At 72.3% G+C, this 21,166-nt stretch carries 19 protein-coding genes; 2 read left to right on the top strand and 17 right to left on the bottom strand.

The window, feature by feature from the left end; all coding sequences use genetic code 11:
* Positions 1 to 252 precede the first annotated feature (252 nt).
* From pyrF to soxR, 16 genes are all read right to left on the bottom strand, one after another.
* Positions 253 to 1,230: an orotidine-5'-phosphate decarboxylase gene (gene pyrF, locus IE250_RS19815; protein WP_268247851.1), complete on the bottom strand. Its 978-nt coding sequence runs from the start codon at positions 1,228 to 1,230 to the stop codon at positions 253 to 255.
* Entirely contained in the window at positions 1,227 to 4,646 is a 3,420-nt protein-coding gene (carB, locus tag IE250_RS19820) for a carbamoyl-phosphate synthase large subunit (protein WP_189671014.1), read from the bottom strand. The genes pyrF and carB overlap by 4 nt, the downstream gene beginning before the upstream one ends.
* Complete coding sequence (gene carA, locus IE250_RS19825; RefSeq protein ID WP_189671121.1) at positions 4,646 to 5,929, bottom strand: glutamine-hydrolyzing carbamoyl-phosphate synthase small subunit; 1,284 nt, start codon at positions 5,927 to 5,929, stop codon at positions 4,646 to 4,648. The genes carB and carA overlap by 1 nt, the downstream gene beginning before the upstream one ends.
* A gap of 8 nt (positions 5,930 to 5,937) precedes the next feature.
* The gene (locus IE250_RS19830) at positions 5,938 to 6,591 is read right to left on the bottom strand and encodes a PH-like domain-containing protein (protein WP_189671015.1); all 654 of its coding nucleotides are present in this window, start codon (positions 6,589 to 6,591) and stop codon (positions 5,938 to 5,940) included.
* Positions 6,588 to 7,994, bottom strand: coding sequence for a dihydroorotase (locus IE250_RS19835; RefSeq protein ID WP_189671016.1), 1,407 nt, complete (start codon positions 7,992 to 7,994; stop codon positions 6,588 to 6,590). The genes IE250_RS19830 and IE250_RS19835 overlap by 4 nt, the downstream gene beginning before the upstream one ends.
* Positions 7,991 to 9,016 carry an aspartate carbamoyltransferase catalytic subunit gene (locus tag IE250_RS19840; protein WP_189671017.1) on the bottom strand — a complete coding sequence of 342 codons (1,026 nt, stop codon included), beginning with the start codon at positions 9,014 to 9,016 and terminating at the stop codon, positions 7,991 to 7,993. The genes IE250_RS19835 and IE250_RS19840 overlap by 4 nt, the downstream gene beginning before the upstream one ends.
* Positions 9,013 to 9,690, bottom strand: coding sequence for a bifunctional pyr operon transcriptional regulator/uracil phosphoribosyltransferase PyrR (gene pyrR, locus IE250_RS19845; protein ID WP_189671122.1), 678 nt, complete (start codon positions 9,688 to 9,690; stop codon positions 9,013 to 9,015). Before pyrR ends, IE250_RS19840 begins: the two co-directional genes overlap by 4 nt.
* Before the next feature lie 356 nt (positions 9,691 to 10,046).
* Positions 10,047 to 10,499, bottom strand: coding sequence for an ArsR/SmtB family transcription factor (locus IE250_RS19850; RefSeq protein ID WP_189671018.1), 453 nt, complete (start codon positions 10,497 to 10,499; stop codon positions 10,047 to 10,049).
* 41 nt (positions 10,500 to 10,540) lie between these two features.
* Positions 10,541 to 11,014, bottom strand: a complete 474-nt coding sequence (locus IE250_RS19855) for an SRPBCC domain-containing protein (protein WP_189671019.1) — start codon at positions 11,012 to 11,014, stop codon at positions 10,541 to 10,543.
* Positions 11,015 to 11,281: 267 nt separating this feature from the next.
* Positions 11,282 to 12,562, bottom strand: coding sequence for an MFS transporter (locus IE250_RS19860; protein WP_189671020.1), 1,281 nt, complete (start codon positions 12,560 to 12,562; stop codon positions 11,282 to 11,284).
* Between the two features lie 47 nt (positions 12,563 to 12,609).
* Positions 12,610 to 13,026 (bottom strand): transcription antitermination factor NusB, encoded by a 417-nt coding sequence (gene nusB / locus IE250_RS19865; RefSeq protein WP_189671021.1) that lies wholly within the window; start codon positions 13,024 to 13,026, stop codon positions 12,610 to 12,612.
* Between the two features lie 137 nt (positions 13,027 to 13,163).
* Positions 13,164 to 13,727 carry an elongation factor P gene (gene efp / locus IE250_RS19870; RefSeq protein ID WP_189671022.1) on the bottom strand — a complete coding sequence of 188 codons (564 nt, stop codon included), beginning with the start codon at positions 13,725 to 13,727 and terminating at the stop codon, positions 13,164 to 13,166.
* Positions 13,728 to 13,855: 128 nt separating this feature from the next.
* Positions 13,856 to 14,380, bottom strand: a complete 525-nt coding sequence (locus IE250_RS19875) for a hypothetical protein (RefSeq protein WP_229872604.1) — start codon at positions 14,378 to 14,380, stop codon at positions 13,856 to 13,858.
* A gap of 16 nt (positions 14,381 to 14,396) precedes the next feature.
* A complete protein-coding gene (locus tag IE250_RS19880; protein WP_229872605.1) occupies positions 14,397 to 15,203 on the bottom strand; it encodes a nucleotidyl cyclase domain-containing protein in 807 nt (268 codons plus the stop codon).
* Positions 15,204 to 15,289: 86 nt separating this feature from the next.
* A complete protein-coding gene (locus IE250_RS19885) occupies positions 15,290 to 15,748 on the bottom strand; it encodes a type II 3-dehydroquinate dehydratase (RefSeq protein WP_189671023.1) in 459 nt (152 codons plus the stop codon).
* A 58-nt stretch (positions 15,749 to 15,806) separates the two neighbouring features.
* Positions 15,807 to 16,295 (bottom strand): redox-sensitive transcriptional activator SoxR, encoded by a 489-nt coding sequence (soxR, locus tag IE250_RS19890; protein ID WP_189671024.1) that lies wholly within the window; start codon positions 16,293 to 16,295, stop codon positions 15,807 to 15,809.
* A 117-nt stretch (positions 16,296 to 16,412) separates the two neighbouring features.
* On the opposite strand from soxR, the gene IE250_RS19895 reads away from it, so the two are divergent.
* Positions 16,413 to 17,588, top strand: coding sequence for an alcohol dehydrogenase catalytic domain-containing protein (locus tag IE250_RS19895; protein WP_189671025.1), 1,176 nt, complete (start codon positions 16,413 to 16,415; stop codon positions 17,586 to 17,588).
* The gene (locus IE250_RS19900; protein ID WP_189671026.1) at positions 17,585 to 19,054 is read left to right on the top strand and encodes an MFS transporter; all 1,470 of its coding nucleotides are present in this window, start codon (positions 17,585 to 17,587) and stop codon (positions 19,052 to 19,054) included. The genes IE250_RS19895 and IE250_RS19900 overlap by 4 nt, the downstream gene beginning before the upstream one ends.
* 154 nt (positions 19,055 to 19,208) lie before the next feature.
* Here IE250_RS19900 and IE250_RS19905 read toward each other — a convergent pair whose 3' ends face one another.
* Positions 19,209 to 21,053, bottom strand: coding sequence for an HNH endonuclease signature motif containing protein (locus tag IE250_RS19905; protein WP_229872606.1), 1,845 nt, complete (start codon positions 21,051 to 21,053; stop codon positions 19,209 to 19,211).
* Positions 21,054 to 21,166: the final 113 nt, after the last annotated feature.

Here is a 21,166-nt window from a genome sequence, read left to right on the forward strand (position 1 = left end):
CCGGTTTCCTGACTAGGACATCCGGTCCTCGCTCGGGCCGGATGCCCAAGTCCGTGACCTGGTCCGCAACCGGTCTGGTGTGAACTGCTGCATCGAAAGTAGCCACCGCCTCTGTGCTCGGCAATCGCAGGGCGCCACTTCGTGAAAACTCATGCAGAAGCGTGATTGTGCATTTAGTACATTTCACACCAAAGCGCCCTCGATCGATACGATCGAGGGCGCTTTGTCCCGTAGGCGAGATCGAGCGGAAGTTCAGTCGCGCAGCGCTTGCGTCGCCTCCCGCGCGGCCGCGCGTGCGGCGCTCACCAGCGCTTCCGGGTCCGGACCAGCGGCCAGCACCGCGCGGGACGACGACGCCAGGACGTTCCGCCGGGCATCCCCGAACGTCGTCGCGAGCTCGCGCTCCCCCGCGCCCTGCGCACCCACTCCCGGGGCCAGCAGCGGGCCGTTCACGGCCACCAGATCCGTCCCCGTGGCACCCACGGCGTCGCCGATCGTCGCACCCACCACTAGCCCGACCGAGCCCATCGGCTCCGCGCCCGCGTTGAGCACCGCCGCGTGCGCCGCCATGAGCGCGGCGACCGAGACGCCGTCGTGCCCGCCGTCGGCCCTGTCACCGCTGCCGGGCGCGCCCGCGGCGCGCTGGACCGCGTGCTGCACCTCGAAGCCCTCCTTGTTGGAGGTGAGGCACAGCACGAACAGCCCGCGGCCGGTGGCCGCGGCCAGCTCGACCGCGGGTTCCAGCGAGCCGAACCCGAGGTAGGGCGACACCGTCAGGGCGTCCCCGGCCAGGGGCGAGCCGTCCGCGAGGAACGCCTGGGCATAGGCGCCCATCGTCGAGCCGATGTCGCCGCGCTTGGCGTCCACGATCGTCAGCGTGCCCGTGCTGCCCGTGCCGCTGCCGGAGCCACCACCCGGACCGGCGGCGCGGGCCGCCGCGATGACCTCCTCGAGGACGGCGAGGCCGCGCGAGCCGTGCCGCTCGTAGAACGCGGACTGCGGCTTGAACGCCGCGACCCTGCCCCCGAGCGCGTCCACGACCCGCAGGGAGAACTCACGCAGGCCGTCGACGTCGTCAGGCAGACCCCAGGCCCTCAGGAGCGCAGCGTGCGGGTCGATGCCCACGCACAGCGGGCCGTGCTCGTCCATCGCGGCGGCCAGCCGCGCTCCGAACGGCTCGGGTCGGGTCTCGACAGGCTCGACCACCGGGGCAGGCTCGGCGCCGGTCACGCGCTCGCTCCCGCCGGCTCCGCCGCGGCGAGCTGTGCCGCCGGGACCTCTGCCGCGAGCCGTGCGGCCGACGTCGCCATGTGCTCCTGCAGGCTCGTCACCTGGAACGGGCCTGCCAGCACCGCCTCGATGCCCTGCACCGCCGCGGCGAGCTGGTCCACCGTGGTTACTATCGGCTTGTCGGCCGCCGTCGTGGCCGCCCGGATCTCGTAGCCGTCCGCGCGGGCGCCCTGGCCCGACGGCGAGTTCACCACGAGGTCGATCTGTCCCTCGGTGATGAGCCCCACGACCGTGAGCTCCCCGTCCGGCCCGCGGCCCTCGGTGTGCTTGCGCACCACCGTGGCCTCGATGCCGTTGCGGCGCAGCACGTTGGCGGTGCCGGCCGTGGCCAGGACCTTGAACCCGAGCTCCACCAGGCGCTTGACGGGGAAGACGACGTGCCGCTTGTCGCTGTCGGCGACCGACACGAACACCGTGCCCGACGTCGGCAGCCCGCCGTACGCCGCGGCCTGCGACTTCGCGAACGCGTGCGGGAAGTCCTTGTCGAAGCCCATGACCTCGCCCGTGGAGCGCATCTCCGGGCCGAGCACGGAGTCCACGACCAGACCCTCGCGGGTGCGGAACCGCTTGAACGGCAGCACCGCCTCCTTGACCGCCAGCGGAGCGCCCAGGTCGAGCGTGGCGCCGTCGTGCTCCGGGAGCAGCCCCGCCGCCCGCAGCTCCGCGATGGACTCGCCCACCATGACCCGCGCCGCGGCCTTGGCCAGCGGCGTGCCGGTCGCCTTGGAGACGAACGGCACGGTGCGCGACGCGCGCGGGTTGGCCTCCAGGACGTACAGGACGTCGCTCACGAGGGCGTACTGGACGTTGAGCAGGCCCCGCACCCCGACGCCGCGTGCGATGGCCTCGGTGGAGCGCCTGATGCGCGCGATCTCGGTCTCGCTGAGCGACACCGGGGGCAGCACGCACGCCGAGTCGCCCGAGTGGATGCCGGCCTCCTCGATGTGCTCCATGACGCCACCGAGGAACAGCTCCTCGCCGTCGTACAGCGCGTCGACGTCGATCTCCATCGCGTCGTCGAGGAAGCGGTCGATCAGCAGCGGGGCTGCCAGCGTGCCGTGCGCCCCGGAGTCGGCGTGCGTCGCCGCCGCGGCCTCCAGCGCTCGCTCCACGTACCCCGTGAGCTGGTCCTCGCTGTAGACGATCTCCATGCCACGGCCGCCGAGCACGTACGACGGGCGCACCAGCACCGGGTAGCCGATACCGTCCGCGATGTCGACGGCCTGTGCCAGCGACCGGGCGGTGCCGAAGGCCGGGGCCGGGAGCCCCGCGTCCAGCAGGACCTGGCCGAACAGCCCGCGGTCCTCCGCGGCGTCGATCGCCTCGGGGCTGGTGCCGAGGATCGGCAGCCCGGCCTCGGCCAGGCGGCGCGCGAGGCTCAGCGGCGTCTGCCCGCCGAGCTGCACGATGATGCCCTTGACCGGTCCGGCGGCGAGCTCGGCCTGGTAGACCTCGAGGACGTCCTCGAAGGTCAGCGGCTCGAAGTACAGGCGGTCGGACGTGTCGTAGTCCGTCGAGACGGTCTCCGGGTTGCAGTTGACCATGATGGTCTCGTACCGCTTGCCCAGAGTCTCGTCCGCGAGCGCCAGGGTGGCGTGCACGCACGAGTAGTCGAACTCGATGCCCTGGCCGATGCGGTTGGGCCCGGAGCCGAGGATGATGACGGCTTCTCGCTCGCGGGGCGCCACCTCGGTCTCGGAGTCGTAGCTCGAGTAGTGGTACGGGGTCTTGGCCTCGAACTCGGCGGCGCAGGTGTCCACGGTCTTGTAGACCGGGCGGACGCCGAGGGCGTGCCGGATCTCGCGGACGGTGACCTCGCCGGAGGGGCCCATGCCGCGCAGGCGCGCGATCTGGGCGTCGGACAGGCCGTGCCGCTTGGCGTGCCGGAGCACGTCCTCGGTGACGGTGGGTGCGGCCGCGACCTGGGCCGCGACCTCGTTGACGAGCTGGATCTGGTCCAGGAACCAGGGGTCGATCTTGGTGGCGTCGAAGACCTGCTCGAGGGTGGTCTCACCGGTCGCGACGGCGCGCAGCGCCTGCTGGACGCCGACCATGCGGCCCTCGGTGGGCCGTTCGATCTCCTTGAGCAGCGTTGCGAGCTCGTCGCCGGCCGGGGCGTAGCCGTCCCAGTGGAACGTGACGCCGCCCTTGTCGATGGACCGCAGGGCCTTGCCGAGGGCCTCGGTGAAGTTGCGGCCGAGCGCCATGGCCTCGCCGACGGACTTCATGGTGGTGGTGAGGGTGTCGTCCGCGGCGGGGAACTTCTCGAACGCGAACCGCGGGACCTTGACCACGACGTAGTCGAGCGTGGGCTCGAAGCTGGCGGGGGTGACCTTGGTGATGTCGTTCGGGATCTCGTCGAGCGTGTAGCCGACGGCGAGCTTGGCGGCGATCTTCGCGATCGGGAAGCCGGTCGCCTTGGAGGCGAGGGCCGAGGAGCGGGACACGCGGGGGTTCATCTCGATGACGATGACGCGCCCGTTCTCCGGGTCGATGGCGAACTGGATGTTGCAGCCGCCGGTGTCGACGCCGACCTCGCGGATGACGGCGATGCCGATGTCCCGCAGTCTCTGGTACTCGCGGTCGGTGAGGGTCATCGCGGGGGCCACGGTGACGGAGTCGCCGGTGTGCACGCCGACGGGGTCGACGTTCTCGATGGAGCAGACGACCACTACGTTGTCGTGCTTGTCACGCATGAGCTCCAGCTCGTACTCCTTCCACCCCAGGATGGACTCCTCGAGGAGCACCTCGGTGGTGGGCGAGTAGTGCAGGCCCTGGCCGACGATGCGGTGCAGGTCTGCCTCGTCGTAGGCCAGGCCGGAGCCGAGTCCGCCCATGGTGAAGGAGGGGCGCACGACCATCGGGTAGCCCAGGATCTCGGCGGCCTTCAGCGCCTCGTCGATGGAGTGCACGATCTCGGAGCGCGCGGACTCGCCGCCGCACTTCTCGACGACGTCCTTGAACTGCTGGCGGTCCTCGCCCTTCTGGATGGCGGGGATGTTGGCGCCGATGAGCTCGACGCCGTATTTCTCGAGCACCCCGGCCTCGTCCAGCGCGATGGCGGCGTTGAGCGCCGTCTGGCCGCCCAGGGTGGGCAGCAGGGCGTCGGGGCGCTCCTTGGCGATGATCGTGGTGAGGACCTCGGTGGTGATGGGCTCCACGTAGGTGGCGTCCGCGAACTCGGGGTCGGTCATGATCGTGGCCGGGTTCGAGTTCACGAGGATGACCCGGAGGCCCTCCTCGCGGAGGACCCGGCAGGCCTGGGTGCCGGAGTAGTCGAACTCGCAGGCCTGGCCGATGACGATCGGGCCGGACCCGATGACCAGGACCGAGGAGATGTCGGTACGGCGAGGCATCAGTGGTTCTCCTCGGTGTTGATCTGGGCTGCTGAGTGCGGGGACTTGATGGCAGGCGGCCACGCCGCGGGGTTCGTCATGAGGCCGACGAACCGGTCGAACAGGTAGGCGGCGTCGTGCGGGCCGGCCGCGGCCTCGGGGTGGTACTGCACGGAGAAGGCGGGCAGGTCGAGGCAGGTCAGGCCCTCGACCACGCGGTCGTTCAGCCCGACGTGGGAGACGACGACGCGGCCGTACCGGCCGCCGTCGTGCGGGGCGGCCGAGCCTTCCTCGTCCAGCGGCGCGTCGACCGCGAAGCCGTGGTTGTGCGCGGTGACCTCGACCTTGGCGGTGGTGCGGTCGAGCACGGGCTGGTTGATGCCCCGGTGCCCGTAGCCGAGCTTGTAGGTGCCGTAGCCGAGCGCACGGCCCAGGAGCTGGTTGCCGAAGCAGATGCCGAAGAACGGGATCCCGCGGTCCAGGACCGCGCGCAGGAGCTCGACCTCGTGGCCGGCGGCGCCCGGGTCGCCGGGGCCGTTGGAGAAGAATACGCCGGTGGGCGTGCCGTCGTCGGGCAGGGCGGCCTCGACGTCGGCGATGGTCGAGGACTGCGGCACGACGACGACGCGCACGCCGCGCTCGGCGAGGCGGACCGGCGTCATGGTCTTGATGCCGAGGTCGACGGCGACCACCGTGGCGATCGGGGCCTTGCCCGCCCCGTACTCCGCGGGGTTCACGGTGGCCGGCTCGACCGTGTAGGCCTCGGTGGTGGAGACCTCCCGGGCCAGGTCGGCGCCCGCCATCTGCGGGGACGCCTGTACCTCCGCCACGAGCTCCTCGACGGGGCGCGGGTAGCCGCCCCGGACCAGGTCGTCGCCGGAGAAGATGCCGGCGCGCATCACGCCCTCCTCGCGCAGGCGGCGGGTCAGGGCGCGGGTGTCGACGTCGGAGATACCGACGATGCCCTGCCCGGCGAGCTCCTCGCCGAGCGAGTGCTGCGCGCGCCAGCTCGAGACCCGGCGCGCGGGGTCGCGGACGACGTAGCCGGAGACCCAGATCCGGTCCGACTCGGGGTCCTCGTCGTTCACGCCCGTGTTGCCGACGTGCGGGGCCGTCATGACGACGATCTGCCGGTGGTAGGACGGGTCCGTCAGGGTCTCCTGGTAGCCGGTCATGCCGGTGGAGAAGACGATCTCGCCGAACGTGGTGCCGGTGGCGCCGTACGCCCGGCCGCGGTAGGTGGTGCCGTCCTCGAGGACGAGTGCTGCAGATGTAGCTGCGGGGGTCGTAGCTGGGGGTGTCATCGAGATGGTCACCGGGCCTCCTGCTGGTGCGGGTGCTGCTGAGGGTCGTGCTCGGGATACTGGTGGGCCTGCTGGCCGGCGTACTGCCCGGGATGGGCCTGCGGGGGCTGCTGGGCCGCGAGCAGGTACCGGACGGCGTCCACGAGGCCGCCGCGGTCCTCGGCGCGCCGCGTGCGCAGGCCGGTGTCGACCAGCGCCGCCGCGACGCCGTCGGCCTCCGGGACGGCCCAGGTGATGACGACGAGGCCGTCCGCGCCGACGTACTTGCCCGCCATGCCCGGGGCCAGGCCCGCGCTGCGGATGGCGGTCACGGGCACCCACAGGTCGTCGGCGCCGTCGCGCTCGACCAGGACGCCGCCGGCGTGCACGGACACGACAGCACGCGACCGGTCGCCCAGGCCGTGCGCGCCGACGCGGGCGAGCCAGTCGCCGTGGAGCGTGGTCGAGACGTAGACCGCCTCCAGCGGGCCGAACCGCACGGGCCCCACGCCATCGGCCCAATCGGAGCCGGCACCGGGCGCCGCGTTCGTTCCGGGCACAGCGGGGGGCGCCGGCACGAGGGTGGTGGTGCGCTGCGCGAGCCGTCGTCGGCCGATGAGGGTCACGTACAGCACCAGGAAGACCGCCAGGGCGACCAGCACGGCGATGGCCAGGATCTTCATCGGGTGGCTCCTTCGAACGCGGGTGCGCCTGCGGCGCGGTCGACGGCAGCGCGGTCGACGACCACGCCGTCGAGCACCGTGGCCCGGCCACGCAGGAACGTCGCGACGACGCGGCCCGGCAGCTCCATGCCGCCGAACGGCGTGTTGCTGCTGGCCGTGACCTGGGTGCGGCCGTCGATCGCGCGGGTGGCGGCCGGGTCGACCAGGGTCAGGTTGGCGGGCTCGCCGACGGCGACCGGGCGGCCCTGGCTCGCCGGGCCCTCATCGATCCGGCCGATCCGGGCGGGGTTCTCCGAGAGCACGCGGGCGACGTCGGCCCAGGTCATGCGGCCGGTGTCGACCATGGTCTGCTGCACGACGGACAGCGCGGTCTCCAGGCCGGTCATGCCGAACGCGGCCGACGACCACTCGCAGTCCTTGTCCTCCACCGGGTGCGGCGCGTGGTCGGTGGCGACGATGTCGATGGTGCCGTCGGCCAGGCCCTCGCGGACCGCCTCGACGTCCTTCGCGGTGCGCAGCGGCGGGTTCACCTTGAACACCGGGTCGTAGTCGCGGGCGAGGTCGTCGGTGAGGACCAGGTGGTGCGGCGTCACCTCGGCGGTGACGTTGATGCCGCGGCCCTTGGCCCAGCGGACGATCTCCACCGAGCCGGCCGTGGACAGGTGGCACACGTGCAGGCGGGAGCCCACGTGCTCGGCCAGCAGCACGTCGCGGGCGATGATCGACTCCTCCGCGACCGCCGGCCAGCCCGTCAGGCCGATCTGCGCGGACACGATGCCCTCGTTCATCTGTGCGCCCTCGGTGAGGCGCGGCTCCTGCGCGTGCTGGGCCACCACACCGTCGAACGCCTTGACGTACTCCAGCGCGCGGCGCATCAGGACCGGGTCGTGCACGCACTTGCCGTCGTCGGAGAAGACCCGCACGCGGGCGGCGGAGTCCGCCATGGCGCCCAGCTCGGCGAGCCGCTCGCCGCCCAGGCCCACGGTCACCGCGCCGACTGGGTGCACGTCCGCCCAGCCCGCCTCCTGGCCCAGCCGGTACACCTGCTCGACGACGCCCGCGGTGTCCTGCGTCGGCGTCGTGTTGGCCATGGCGTGCACAGCGGTGAAGCCGCCCGCGGCGGCGGCCCGGGTACCGGAGAACACCGTCTCGGCATCCTCCCGGCCGGGCTCACGCAGGTGGGTGTGCAGGTCTACCAGCCCGGGCAGCAGGACCAGACCTGTCCCGTCGCTGCCCGTCCCGTCGCTGCCTGCCGGGATCTCGGTGGCACCGTCCGGCACCTCGACCGTGCCGGGGGCGCCGATCGCGGCGATCACGCCGTCCGCCAGCACGACGTCGACCGGGTCCGTGCCGTAGGGACGTACCCCACGCAGGACGTAGGCCTGAGGTGTCGGGGTGCTCACAGGGCATTCCTCTCGTCGGTGCTGGTCTTCTCGGTGCTCGCACTGTCGTCGCCCGACAGCAGCAGGTACAGGGCGGCCATCCGGACGGCGACGCCGTTGGCCACCTGCTCCACGATCACGGAGCGGGGGTGGTCGGCGGCGTCCGCCGAGATCTCCAGGCCACGGTTCATCGGACCGGGGTGCATCACTATCGCGTGGTCCGGCAGCACCGCCAGGCGGCGGCCGTCGAACCCGAACTTGCGGCTGTACTCCATGGGGCTCGGGAAGAACGCGCCCGAACCGCCCGACATCCGCTCACGCTGCACCCGCAGCATCATGACGGCGTCCGGCTGCCACTGCTCGAGCGTCTCGTCCAGGTGGTAGGAGACGCGGCACGGCCACATCTCGACGCCTACGGGGACCAGGGTGGGCGGCGCGATCAGCGTCACCTCGGCACCGAGCGTATGCAGCAGGTACACGTTCGAGCGGGCGACCCTGGAGTGCAGCACGTCGCCCACGATCGCTATGCGCAGGCCGGCCAGGTCGGCGCCGACCGAGGTGTCGGCACCCCGGCCGTCGGCGCCGACGTTCCCCACCAGGTGCCGGCGGATCGTGAACGCGTCCAGCAGCGCCTGCGTGGGGTGCTGGTGCATGCCGTCGCCCGCGTTCAGCACGCCGGCGTCGAGCCAGCCCGCGTGGGCCAGCTGGTGCGCCGCGCCCGACGCCGAGTGGCGCACCACCACGGCGTCGGCCCCCATGGCGTGCAGGGTGAGGGCCGTGTCCTTGAGGGACTCGCCCTTGGACACGCTCGACCCCTTGGCCGAGAAGTTGATGACGTCAGCGGACAGGCGCTTGGCCGCCGTCTCGAACGAGATCCGGGTGCGTGTGGAGTCCTCGTAGAACAGGTTCACGACGGTGCGCCCGCGCAGCGTCGGCAGCTTCTTGTTCTCCCGCGACTGGGTGGCGGCCATCTGCGCGGAGGTGTCCAGGAGCAGGATCGCGTCGTCCTTGGACATGCCCTGGGTGGTCAGCAGGTGCTTCACCGAGCGCCTCCCTGTGCGCTGGTCGAGCCCGGCGAGGCACCGCTGATCACCACGGCGTCAACTCCCCCGTCGACGTCGGACAGCCGGACCCGCACGCGCTCGCTGCGCGAGGTCGGCAGGTTCTTGCCCACGTAGTCCGCGCGGATCGGTAGCTCGCGGTGCCCGCGGTCCACCAGCGCCGCGAGCTGCACCACACGGGGACGGCCCAGGTCGTTCAGGGCGTCCAGCGCGGCGCGGATGGTGCGGCCGGAGAACAGGACGTCGTCCACCAGGACGACCACCTTGTCGTCGATCGTGCCGTCCAGGCTGCCCGGCAGGAGCGTCTGCCCGACGGCGCGCGTGGGCTGACGCCGCAGGTCGTCGCGGTACATGGTCACGTCCAGCGTGCCGTACTCGCCGTTGAAGCTGGGCTCGATCTGCACCAGGCGCTCGGCCAGCCGGTGGGCGAGCTGCACGCCACGCGTCGGGATGCCGAGCAGGACCAGGTCCGCGGCGCCCTTGTTCCGCTCGACGATCTCGTGAGCGATGCGGGTCAGCGCGCGAGCGATGTCGGCCTCGCCGAGCACCGTCCGCGCTGCTGCGGTGCTGGGGTCCGTGCTCTGCGTGGTGCCGGCGGGGGTCGCGCTGCCGGCTGGGGTCGCGCTGGGTTGGTGCGTCGCGCTGGATTCGGGCATGCGGCTGCCAGGATTCATCTGGCGACCTCCTTCTCCGCCTCACGGGACGGGTTTAAAGGGAGTCTGACAGTCCCCACCATAACGCCCTGGACACGTGCCGGACGCCGGAGCCCCCGCCCTCCCGAAGGGGCGTTGCTCACACCAGGGCTGACGGCCACCCTGCAGGAGCTCGGTCGGATGCAACGCACTCCCAACCCAGTTCGGTCGCATGCAACGCACTCCCAACCCAGTTCGGTCGGTTGCCTCGAGATCGGTCAATCGGTGGACCGATCTCAAGGCAACCGACCGAATTCGGCTGGGGCGCCGACGCAATCGACCGAACATGGAGCAGGCAGCGCCTCGGCCACCGGCCGGCCTCAGCCGCGCTCCAGCTCCTTCGCGATCGCCGCGATGCGACCCAGGCGCGCCTCCCACGCGTCCCCGATGCGCTCCAGCCGCCGGCCCAGAGCCGTCAGCTCGGCACCCAGGGCGCGGTACCGGCGCTCGCGGCCCACGATCCGCGACTCGACCAGCCCGGCAGCCTCGAGCACCGCCAGGTGCTTGGCGATCGCTTGCCGCGTGACCGGCAGCCGATCGGCGAGGGCGGACGCCGTCAGACCCGCCGCCGAGGTACCGGCGTCGGCACCGCCGCCCGGCGCGCCGGCACCTGCGGCGCTCCCTGGGCCCGCATCGGCCAGCGCCTGCAGCACCGCCCAGCGGGTCTCGTCGGCGAGTGCGGCGAACGCGGCGACGGGCGACGCCGTGCCAGAGGCCGGCGGAGTCCCTGGGTCCGGCGGTGCTGCTGAGCCCGGCGGTGTTGCGGAGCTCATCGGTGTTGCTGGGCCCCGCGGTGTTCCTGAGCCCGCCGGTACTACCACGCGCGCGACTCGATGTACTCGACGAGCTCGTCCAGCTCGCCGTCCCAGCCCTCGCGGTTGCCGTCCAGAGCGGCGCGCAGCGCTTCGTCGGTGTCGCCGGTGAAGCCGGTCTCGTGGACCGTGAGGTAGGTGCCGTCGTGATCGGGCTCCAAGGTGAACTCGGCCTCGGTCATGCGCTCGGGCTTTTCCGGCGACCGGCCCCAGCGGTAGGCGAGCAGACGGCCCTGCTCCACGCGCGTCACCTCGAAGGGGACCCAGCCGTAGCCCTCGAAGTGCAGCCGACCGCGTGTCCCGACGGCGAACGGTCCGCCGTCGTCGGTCTCGCAGGCGTCGCCGAACCAGCCCGCCACGTGCTCGGGCTCGGAGATCGCGCGCCAGACGGCGTCGGGCTTTGCGGCGACGCGGACGGTGCGGGTGACGGATCGGGTGTCGACGTCGATGCTGGCGCGGGGCTGGACGGTGGTCATGAGGGCCTCCGAGAGTTGTGGTTACGGCCGGTCGAGCGGAACCGATCGAGTGGATCCTGTCGAGCGAACCGATCGAGCTGATCCAGGCGATGAGCGCAACCGTTTGGTTGCACTTCCACCATGCACCATCGCTCTCGAATGTGCAACCGTTGGGTTGCACTGACCCCGGCGTTCGTCGGGGCGGCCGGTCCTGTTGCGGTCTGCTGTCGGTCCTCTGTCGGTCCTCTGTCGGTCCCCGTCGGTCCCTGCCAGTCCGCTGTCAGCCCGTCAGTCCCTGAGCACCGCCGCCGCCAGACCGGCCGCGACGGCCACCAGCGCGAGCACCATCCCCACCGTTCCCGGCCAGCCGGCCAGCGCGAACCCGACACCGCCCAGCCAGCCGAACACGCTCGATCCCGCGTAGTACGCCAGGTTGTAGACCGCGGCGGCCTGGGTCCGGGCGCGCGGCGCCGCGACGGGCGTCCATCCGCTGGCGACGGCATGCGCCCCGAAGAACCCCGCGGTCAGCACGACCAGGCCCGCCAGGACGAGCGGCAGCCACCCCGACAGCGTGGCCACCACCCCGGCCGCCATCACCGCGGTCGCGGCGATCAGCACCCGGCGTCGGCCGTGCCGCACCACGAGCCGCCCCGTCCGGGCAGACGACCACGTCCCGGCCAGGTAGGCGAGGAACACCAGGCTCAGCACGCCGGGCGACAGGCTGAAGGGCTCTGCGGCGAGGCGAAAGCCCAGGTAGTTGTAGACGGCGACGAAGCCGCCCATGAGCAGCAGCCCCTGGGCGTCGAGCACGAGCAGGCGCGGGCTGAGCAGGGCACGGAGCCGGCCGGCGCGGCCCCCCGGCGCGACGCCGTCCGGCGAGCCATCGCCCGACGAGCCGCCGTCGGGGATCCCGCCGTCGGCCACCGGAAGCCCTGCGCCTCGCTGCCCACCGGCCCCGAGCCCACCGTCCCGAGACGCGCGGTCCCGCGGCGCCAGCCAGACGAACACGCCGGACGCGATCAGGCACGCGACCGCGACCGCGCCCACGCCGGCGCGCCAGCCGAACAGCTCGGCGATTCCGCCCGAGACGAGCCGCCCCAGGAGCCCGCCCATCGCCGTTCCCGCCACATACGTCCCGGCCGCGCGCGGGACCACCGACGCCGCGCCCGCGTCGGTGAGCATCTCGGTCAGGTAGGCCATCGCCACCGCGGGCACTCCCGCGACGAGCAGCCCCTCGACCGCGCGGCCGGCGACGAGCAGGCCGAACGACGGAGCGAACGGGACGGCGAGCCCGACGGCCGTCGCACCGAGCATCGCGATGGTCATCGCCCGCACACGCCCGATGCGGTCGGCCACCCACGCCCAGGGCAGCACGCCTACCGCGAGGCCGAGTGTCGCGGCGGAGACGAGCAGGGCCGTCGCCGAGGCCGACGTCGCGAGGTCGCGGGCGGCGTCCGGCAGGACGGACTGGGGCGAATAGAGCTGCGCGAACGCAGCGATCCCGGCGCCGAACAGGGCAACGAGCAGACGTCGCTCGTCGAACCGTTCAGCGCCGGGACCGGTGCTCACGTCTGGTGCCGGCTTCCGCCGGCGCTCATGCCGGCCTCACGCGAGCCTCATGCCAGCAGAGTCGGCTTCAGGTCCTTGACCCTGCCGAGCAGGCCGTTCACGAAGGCCGGCGAGTCGTCCGTGGACAGGTCGCCGGCGAGGTCGACCGCCTCGTCCAGCGCGACGGCGTCCGGCACGTCGTCGTTGAAGAGGACCTCCCAGGAGCCGATCCGCAGCAGTGCGCGGTCGACGGCGGGCATGCGGTCGAGGGTCCAGCCCTGCGAGTAGGTCTCCAGCACCTCGTCGATGCGGTCGCGGTGCGCGACCACACCCTCCACGATCTCGACCGTGTACTGCGGCACTGCCGCCTCGGTGTGCGGCACTGCCACGCGGTCGGCGAGGAGCTTCAGCGGGTCGATGCCCCGCTGCTCCGCCTCGAAGAGGATGTCGGCGGCGCGCTTGCGCGCCTTGGTGCGTGCGCCCATGGTCTCTCTCTGCTACTGAAGCTCACTGGTGAAGCTCTGCGACTGGTGAAGCTCTGCGAACCTTTGAAGCTCTGCGAACCTTTGAAGCTCTGCGAACCTTGGAAACCCTGCGAGACGTGCGAGGACGCCGCTGCGGGTCAGTCGGTGACGCGGCCGAGGTAGTCGCCGGTGCGCGTGTCGACCTTGACCTTGACGCCCTGCTCGAGGAACAGCGGGACCTGGATCTCCGCGCCCGTCTCGAGGGTGGCCGGCTTGGTGCCGCCGGTGGAGCGGTCGCCCTGCAGGCCCGGCTCGGTGTAGGTGATCTCCAGGACGACGGACGTCGGCAGCTCGATGTAGAGCGGCGTGCCGTCGTTCGAGGCGAGCATGACGCTCATGCCCTCGAGCATGTAGTCCTTCGCGTCACCGACGGTCGCTGCCGGCACGGTCACCTGGTCGTACGTGTCGTTGTCCATGAAGACGAAGTCCTCGCCGTCCATGTACAGGTACTGGAAGTCGCGGCGGTCCACGTTGGCCGTCTCGACCTTGATACCCGCGTTGAACGTCTTGTCGACGACCTTCCCGGACAGGACGTTCTTCATCTTCGTTCGGACGAACGCTCCACCCTTGCCCGGCTTGACATGCTGGAACTCGATGACCGACCAGAGGTTGCCGTCGATCCGGAGCACGGTGCCGTTCTTGATGTCGTTGGAGGTAGCCACGTTCGTCTTCCTGTGTTGGTGAAGGTGTACCCAGAGCACGCCGACAGCGGGCCGGCGGCTGGGGTGTCAATCGGGGTGTCGAGCAGCAGCGGTCAAGTCTAGCGGACGGCTCAGATCTGGAGGACCGGTCAGAGCACGAACACGTTCATCGCGACGAGTCCCAGGAGGCCCATCGCGACCGACCAGATGAGCGAGGTGAGCGTGCCCACGACGAACCGCTCCGACGCGATCGGCTGGTCGCGCAGCTCCGCATAGCGGCCCAGGCCCTTGATCGCGACCACCACCGCTATGCCGTACGGGTAGCCGGCCAGCAGGGCCCCGGTGATCGCGAGGCGCTCCAGCAGGCCGAGCCACGCGCCGCCGCGCAGGATCGCCACGGCCTCCGGGTTCATGGTGCCCGACGGCGGCTCGCCGCCGTCTCCAGCCCCGCCCCGCGCGGGGACTCCTGACCCGTCGTCGCCCGGCTCCAGCGCCTGCGGAAGGATCGGCGGCTGGTAGCGCGCCCAGGGCAGGTCTCCCCCACTGGCTTGGCGGAGCACCCAGGGCACCACCCATGAGCCCACGACGACGCTCAGCAGCAGGGTGACCAACCAGATCGCTACCGCCCCGACCCAGCCCCACCCGTCGATGTTCTCCAGCATGTCCCAGGTCACGGCGTGATGATTCCCCTCAGCTCTTCGCGCGCTTCATCTTCTTGCGTTTGTGCGGCGGCTCTGCGACAGGCCCGGTCACGGCGTCCGGCTCGACGATCACGGAGCTGCTCAGCTCCGCGAGCAGCCGCACCACTATCGGACGTACCGCTTCCTCTTCCTGCCAGAGGGCCGCCCGGACCCGCTGGCTCACCGCCTGCTCGCTGACGTCCAGGGACCGGGCGACGATCCTCTGCCGTCCTGGTTTGTCCTCCAGCGAGGCGAGCGTATCGGCGACCTCCCACCCTTGGGGAGTACGGCGCGCGCGAATCGCGGCGAGAAGGCGCAGCAAGGCCTCGATCTCGGCGGCCAGGTCCGGTTCGGCGGTGTTGTTGCCGTCGGAGGTTGTGTCGTCGGAAGTTGTGCCATGGCCCGGCGTGCCATGCGCTGGCTTGCGCCGGTCCGGCGCGTCCGGCTGCGGGCCCTCCACCGCTACCGACATGCCCTTGCTCCGGGACTTGGCCCGCTCCACGGCGTCGCGCGCGCGGTAGAACGCGAACCCGCGCGCCTCGCGGGACACCACGGGCAGCGGACCGTCCACCTCGCCGACGCCGATGCCGATGCTCCAACCCTGGTCGCGCAGCAGGTGAAGAGTGAGGTCGACCGCGAGCTCCGCGCCCGCCCGGCCGGCAGCGAGGATCCCCTGGACCTCGTCGCCGACCGTGCGCTCGAACGGCACAACGAGCCCCTCGCGGCCGCGGGTCAGGCGCGCGAGCTCGGCGAGGAGCTCGGGAACCCGGTCGGCCGCGTACGTCGAGCCCCGTTGGTCGATGGTCAGGACGATCATGAGTTAAGGCTAGAGCCTTTACGTCTTGTACTCAATGCTCTGGACTTTAGTGCCGCGGATCAAGGCTGCTGCCTTGAGGCGCTCGCCTACTCCCCCAGCCGTCGCGCGATCGCCGACAACGCCAGCCGGTAGGAGTCGAACCCGAACCCCGCGACGGTCCCGGTCGCGACCCCGGCCACCACGGAGTAGTGCCGGAACGACTCGCGCGTCGCCGGGTTGGAGAGGTGCACCTCGACGAGCAGCAGCCCCGCCGTGGTGACCTGGGCGGCGGCGTCGCGCAGCGCGTAGGAGTAGTGCGTGAACGCCGCCGGGTTCAGCACGACGTGCGCGCCGGCGTCGACGGCCTCGTGGAGCCAGCCGACGATCTCGGACTCGCCGTCGGTCTGTCGCACCTCGATCTCGAGGCCGAGCTCGTCGCCCCATTTTCCCGCGGAGATCTTGAGGTCTTCCATCGAGGCGTGACCGTAGATCTCGGGCTCGCGGACGCCGAGCCGGCCGAGGTTGGGACCGTTGAGCACCAGGACGCGGGGCAGTGCAGAAGCCATGGCCGCGAGCCTAGTAGGCGGTGGGCTGTGCTGCCGCAAACCCTGGCGCCGGCGAGACTCACGCCCCGTCCGGCTCCAGGCCCTCCACCAGCAGGGTCCGCGGGCCTGGGCCGGCCTCGGCGAGCTCGTCGTGGGGGTTGGTCAGCGCGCACCGGCGCAGCGAGAGGCAGCCGCAGCCTATGCAGTCGGTCAGGTGGTCGCGCAGCCGGGACAGCTGCTCGATCCGAGCGTCGAGGTCGTCGTGCCAGGCCTGCGAGATGCGGCGCCAGTCCTTCGCGGTGGGCGTCCGGTCGCCGGGCAGGGTGTCGAGCGCCGCGCCGATGTCGGCGAGCGGGATCCCCACACGCTGGGACACCCGGATGAACGCGACCCGGCGCAATGTCTCGCGCCGGTAGCGCCGCTGGTTGCCCGACGTGCGCCGGCTCGTGATCAACCCCTTGCGCTCGTAGAAGTGCAGCGCCGACACCGCCACGCCGCTCCGGGCGGCGAGATCGCCGACGGTGAGCTCGTCGCGGTCCCAGGGAACGGCGGGGTTGGGTGCTTCCATGTACGGGCCTCCTCGGGCTCTCGAAGAACTGGGGCTTGCGAAGAACTGGGGCTCTCTGACTCGGCCCTTTCCAGGGGCGGTTGACCTCAACTTTGGTTCAGGTTAGAGGATCACCGCATGGACGCCATCAGACATCACTCCTTCGGGCCGCCCGAGGTCCTCACGCTCGAGCAGATCCCGGACCCCGTCCCCGGTCCCGGCGAGGTGCTCGTCGACGTGGTGGCACACGGGGTACACCTCCTCGACACCAGCACCCGCCGCGGTGAGGCGGGCGGCCCACTCCCCCTGCCGACCCTCCCGACGGTCCCAGGCCGCGAGATCGCCGGCACCGTGTCCGACGTCGGGCCTGGGGTCGATGCCTCGTGGAGGGGGCGGCGGGTGGCGGCCCATCTCGGCGCGGTGCCCGACGGCGGCGGGTACGCCCGGCGCGCCGTCGTCGTCGCCGAGAAGCTGCACCCGATCCCCGATGGCCCCGATGGCGCTCCCCTCGACCCTGCCGACGCGACAGCCATGATCGGCACGGGTCGCATGGCCGTCTACACCCTTGATATCGCGGCTGTGACCGCAGCTGACATTGTTGTCGTCACCGGTGCGGCAGGCGCGCTTGGCACACTTTTTGTGCAGGAGGCACTGCAGTCCGGCGCGCGCGTCGTCGCCCTGGCGGGCGGTGCGGCGAAGCTGAAGCTCCTCCGGGAGCTGGTGGCCGACGCTCTGCCTGGCCCACCGCCTGACGCCGCGCCTGGCCCAATGCCTGGCGGCGTGCCGGGCCAAGTCGCCGGCGCCGTTCCGGGCACAGCGCTCGACGCCGTGCCAGGCACCGGCCGCCTCGCGCTCGTCGACTACTCCGACCCCGGCTGGGTGGACGCCGCCCGCGCGGCCCTCGGGTCCTCCCCCGCGACGCTCGTGCTCGACGGCGTAGGCGGCGACCTCGGCACGGCGGCCACCGCCCTGCTGGGCACGAGCGACGGCACGACTGACGGCGCGAGCGACGGCACGGATAACGGCGCTGCGGGCGGCCGTCTCGTCGCATACGGCTGGGCGTCCGGGGCGGCCAACCGCTACACGGCGTGGGCAGGCGCCGACCGGATCGAGTCGCCGGTCGAGGTGCGCTACGCCGTCGGCCCGGACGCTCCCCCGATGTCCGACCAGCGGCCGTACCAGGAGCGCGCGCTGGCCCGGGCGGCGTCTGGCCGGTGGCGGGTGGCAACGCACCGCGTGCCGTTCGCCGAGGCCGCCCGGGCCCACCGCGAGCTCGAGGAGCGCCGCACGACCGGCAAGGTGGTACTGGTGTGACTGTGACTCTCTCGCCCGCACAGTCCGGTGCGCAGCCCGGCGCGCTGAGCCGCGGCGCCCAACGCCTCGTCCTCACGGGGATGGTCGCGCTCTGCTCGCTCGGTGCGTTCGAGGCCCTCGCCGTGGCGACGGCGATGCCCACCATCGCCGTCGACCTGGACGGGCTGCGGCACTACACGCTCGCGTTCGCTGTGGTCTTCGCGACGAGCGTGGTCGGCATGCTCACCGCTGGACGCTGGTGCGACCGCACCGGTCCGGCACCGGCGATGTGGACCGGCGTGGCGCTCTTCGTGGCCGGTCTCGTGGTCGCGGGGACCGCTACCGGCATGGGCGCGCTCATCGCGGGGCGTGCTGTGCAGGGAGTCGGGAACGGGCTGTTCGGCGTGGCGCTGTACGTCTTGGTCGCCCGGGTCTTCGCCCCCGACCGCCGCCCCGCCGTGTTCTCGGCGTTCGCCGCCGCGTGGGTGGTGCCAGCGATCGTCGGGCCGGGGCTGGCCGGCCTCGTCGTGGACCACCTGGGCTGGCGCTGGGTCTTCCTCGGCGCGGCCGCGCTCACCGTCCCGGCGGCGATCCTGATGCGGCCGGGGCTGACGGCGGCGCAGGGCGGCGCGGCCGAGGCGAACGGCCTTGCTGATGCCGACAACTCCGTCGACGAAGGCCTGGAAGGCGTCAGTTCGGCGGGCGGCAGTCTTGCGGGCGACAACTCTGCGGACGGCAACTCTCCGGGCGGCGGGTCCGTGCGCGGCAGGTCCGTGGACGACGCGCCCCCAGCCACCTCCGACGCCGGCCTCGCGAGCGGCGGCCCTACGGGCGACGTCGTCGTCGGGCAAGCGGAGCGTCCACTGCTGCATGCGCTGCGCCTCGCCCTCGCCGTGCTGCGGGCCGGGCGCGGGCTGCCGGCCGTCGTGTCGGTGCGGGCGCTGGTGTCGGGGGCCTTCACGGGCGCCGAGGTGCTGCTGCCGCTGCTCCTCGTGCACGAGCGGCACCTGAGCCCAGGCGCCGCCGGGCTGATCCTGACGGTGGGGGCGCTCGGCTGGTCTGCGGCGTCGTGGGTGCGAGGGCGCAACCTGCTGCACCTGAGCCACACCGGGTATGTGCGCCTGGGCGGCGGCCTGCTCGCCCTCGGGATGGTCGGCGCGGCGGTCCTCGTGCTGCCGGGCATCCCGGCCTGGGTCGGGATGGCGTTCTGGGTGCTGTCGGGCAGCGGGATGGGCCTGGTCTACCCGACGTTGTCGGTCCTCACGCTCGAGCTCGCGCCACCGCACGAGCACGGTTCGGCGTCGTCGGCCCTGCAGGTGGCCGACGCAGTCGCCGCCGCGATCGCGTCCTCCGCGACCGGGGCGCTCTTGTGGACCCTGTACGACGTCGCGGGGCTGCCCGCGTACGCCGTCGTGCTCGGGCTCACAGGGATGCTGGCCTCCGGGGCCGTGGTCCTTGCGGGGCGGACGCGCGTCGGCAGGGCGTGACCGGCCGCGCGGCCTGGCCTGCGGCAGTGGTGACGGACCACTGCGGCGTCCGACCGGTCTGGGCATCTCACCGCCCTGCCGCGTCCGCCCGGCCCTGCCGGGTCCGGCCGGCCCTGCGGCTTCACCGCGCGTAGCGGCCTTGCCGGGTTGTCAGTCAGGCCGCCGCGGCGGGCGGCTCCACGGGCGGCTGCACGGACGGGTCCGGTGGACCGGTGCCCGACACGGGTGTCGCTTCGATGACGTCGGGCAGGCGGATGCTGTGGCCGCGGGCGTCGGTGAACGCCCACCCGGTCTGCAGCAGGACCCCGGCGGTGTCGATCCGGGCCGGTTTGCCGGTCCAGCGCATGGTGATGTCTTGCGCGTCGACGAGCTGGTGGTGGTGCCAGCACAGCAGGGCGCTGTTGGCCACGGAGGTCTGGCCGCCGTTGGCCCAGTGGGTCACGGCGTGGTGGACCTCGCACCGGGACGGCGGCTGATCACATCCGGGGTAGACGCAGTGCTGGTCGCGGGCGATGACCGCGCGGCGCATCTGCCCGGTCACGGTCCGCTGGGCGCGGCCGACGTCGAGCACCGCGCCGTCGGCGCCGAACACGATCCGGGTGACCGCGCAGTCGCAGGCCAGGCGGCGCAGCGACGCCCGGGGTGCCCTCCCGCCGGTCTCGGTGAACACCGCACCACCCGCCGACAACAGCCCGAGACCCGTGCGAGTGCCTCCACTGCCGGCAGTCCCGGTCCCGGTTCTCGTCCCCGCCGTGGTCCCGGTCTCCGGCGTCCCCGTCCCCGTCCCCGCCGTCGTCCCGGTCTCCGGCGCCCCGGTCTCCGGCGCCCCGGTCTCCGGCGTCCTAGTCTCCGGCGTCCCTGTGCGGTCCCCGCCCATCGGGCCAGCACCGGTCAGGCCGGCACCGGCGCGGCCGGTCCGCCCTGCACGGCCGGGGATGCCCTGCCCGCAGGTCAGACAGAGCCCCTCGCGGGTACGGGTGACCAGCTCGGTCCAGGACACGGTGACGTTCAGGTGTGGCGGGATCGCGGCCCCGGGCGAGGCCTCGTTGCCGTCCAGCACCGTGCGGGCCACGTCCGCCAGGCCCTGCGCGCGGCGCTGCGCGGGCGTCCTCGTGTCCTCGGCAGCCGGTGCGCCCATGACCGCGTTGACGGCGGTGGACAGCAGCAGGCCGTGCTCGTCGGTCAGGAACCCCGCCAGGTGGTACCCGCCCAGGGTCCGCGACAGGTCCAGGAACTCGCCCGCCGCTGCCTTGTCGTCGTCCGCGTCGTCGCTGTCCGGATCGGTCACGGTCGCGAACCGGCGCGCCACCGTGCGGAACTGGTCCGCGTTCAGCGAGCCCGCCTCGCGCAGCACGAGACCCTCCCCGGTCACCAGCGTCCCGGCGGCGATCGCGTCCTGCAGCACCACCGTGAACTGCTCGCGGGTGCGGGACCCGTCCGGGTCGTCGACGGGATCGGGAAAGTCCACCGCGACGCTCTGCACAAACAGCTCGGGACTGGTCGGCTCCCCGGTACGCGTGTCGATCAACCAGCCCAGCGCGTCCTCGCGCGTCGCACTGGTCGGCGCGACCTCCGTCATCACCCGGGCGTGATCGGCACCCAGCACCCCCGCGACCAGCCGCTCCCGCGTCGCCGGCAGCGCCTGGGCCAGCCGGCGTGCGGTCGTCACGTCCTTGCGGGCGGTGGCCGCCGCCACGCCCTCCCGCAGGCGCAGCCACGACGTGAACGTGCGCGACATCCCGCCCGACCGCCACGACCCGTCGTCCTCGATCCGGGGCAGCAACGTGTACCGCACCCCGTCCAGCCGACCCGTCAGCCGGCGGATCCGCGCATGCGCCTCAGCCAGCCGCGCCACGCCCGGAGCGTCCCACCCGCCCAACTCCTCGGGCCCCACAAGGTTCGCCAGCTCCCCGGTAGCCCGCTCAATCCGGTCCAGCGCCTCCTCCAGCGAACCCCGGGGCGTGCCACCGGAAGCCATGCCGCTCGTCGACTGCTGCACCGGCCCCACCCCCTGTTCGCATCCCGTTGCCACCATTGTCTCGAACATTTGTACTCCCCGCACGTGCTATTTGAAATCTGTGGATAACTCTTTCGCGGCTGGTCTCGCGGAAT

This window comes from Promicromonospora soli, assembly GCF_014653785.1.
GTDB lineage: Bacteria > Actinomycetota > Actinomycetes > Actinomycetales > Cellulomonadaceae > Promicromonospora > Promicromonospora soli.

Coding starts and splice junctions, on each gene's coding strand:
- carB (WP_189671014.1), bottom strand. CDS start 4,646: ATGCCTCGCCGTACCGACATCTCCTCGGTCCTGGTCATCGGGTCCGGC.
- carA (WP_189671121.1), bottom strand. CDS start 5,929: ATGACACCCCCAGCTACGACCCCCGCAGCTACATCTGCAGCACTCGTC.
- IE250_RS19830 (WP_189671015.1), bottom strand. CDS start 6,591: ATGAAGATCCTGGCCATCGCCGTGCTGGTCGCCCTGGCGGTCTTCCTG.
- pyrR (WP_189671122.1), bottom strand. CDS start 9,690: ATGCCCGAATCCAGCGCGACGCACCAACCCAGCGCGACCCCAGCCGGC.
- IE250_RS19850 (WP_189671018.1), bottom strand. CDS start 10,499: ATGAGCTCCGCAACACCGCCGGGCTCAGCAGCACCGCCGGACCCAGGG.
- IE250_RS19855 (WP_189671019.1), bottom strand. CDS start 11,014: ATGACCACCGTCCAGCCCCGCGCCAGCATCGACGTCGACACCCGATCC.
- nusB (WP_189671021.1), bottom strand. CDS start 13,026: ATGGGCGCACGCACCAAGGCGCGCAAGCGCGCCGCCGACATCCTCTTC.
- IE250_RS19880 (WP_229872605.1), bottom strand. CDS start 15,203: ATGATCGTCCTGACCATCGACCAACGGGGCTCGACGTACGCGGCCGAC.
- IE250_RS19885 (WP_189671023.1), bottom strand. CDS start 15,748: ATGGCTTCTGCACTGCCCCGCGTCCTGGTGCTCAACGGTCCCAACCTC.
- soxR (WP_189671024.1), bottom strand. CDS start 16,295: ATGGAAGCACCCAACCCCGCCGTTCCCTGGGACCGCGACGAGCTCACC.
- IE250_RS19895 (WP_189671025.1), top strand. CDS start 16,413: ATGGACGCCATCAGACATCACTCCTTCGGGCCGCCCGAGGTCCTCACG.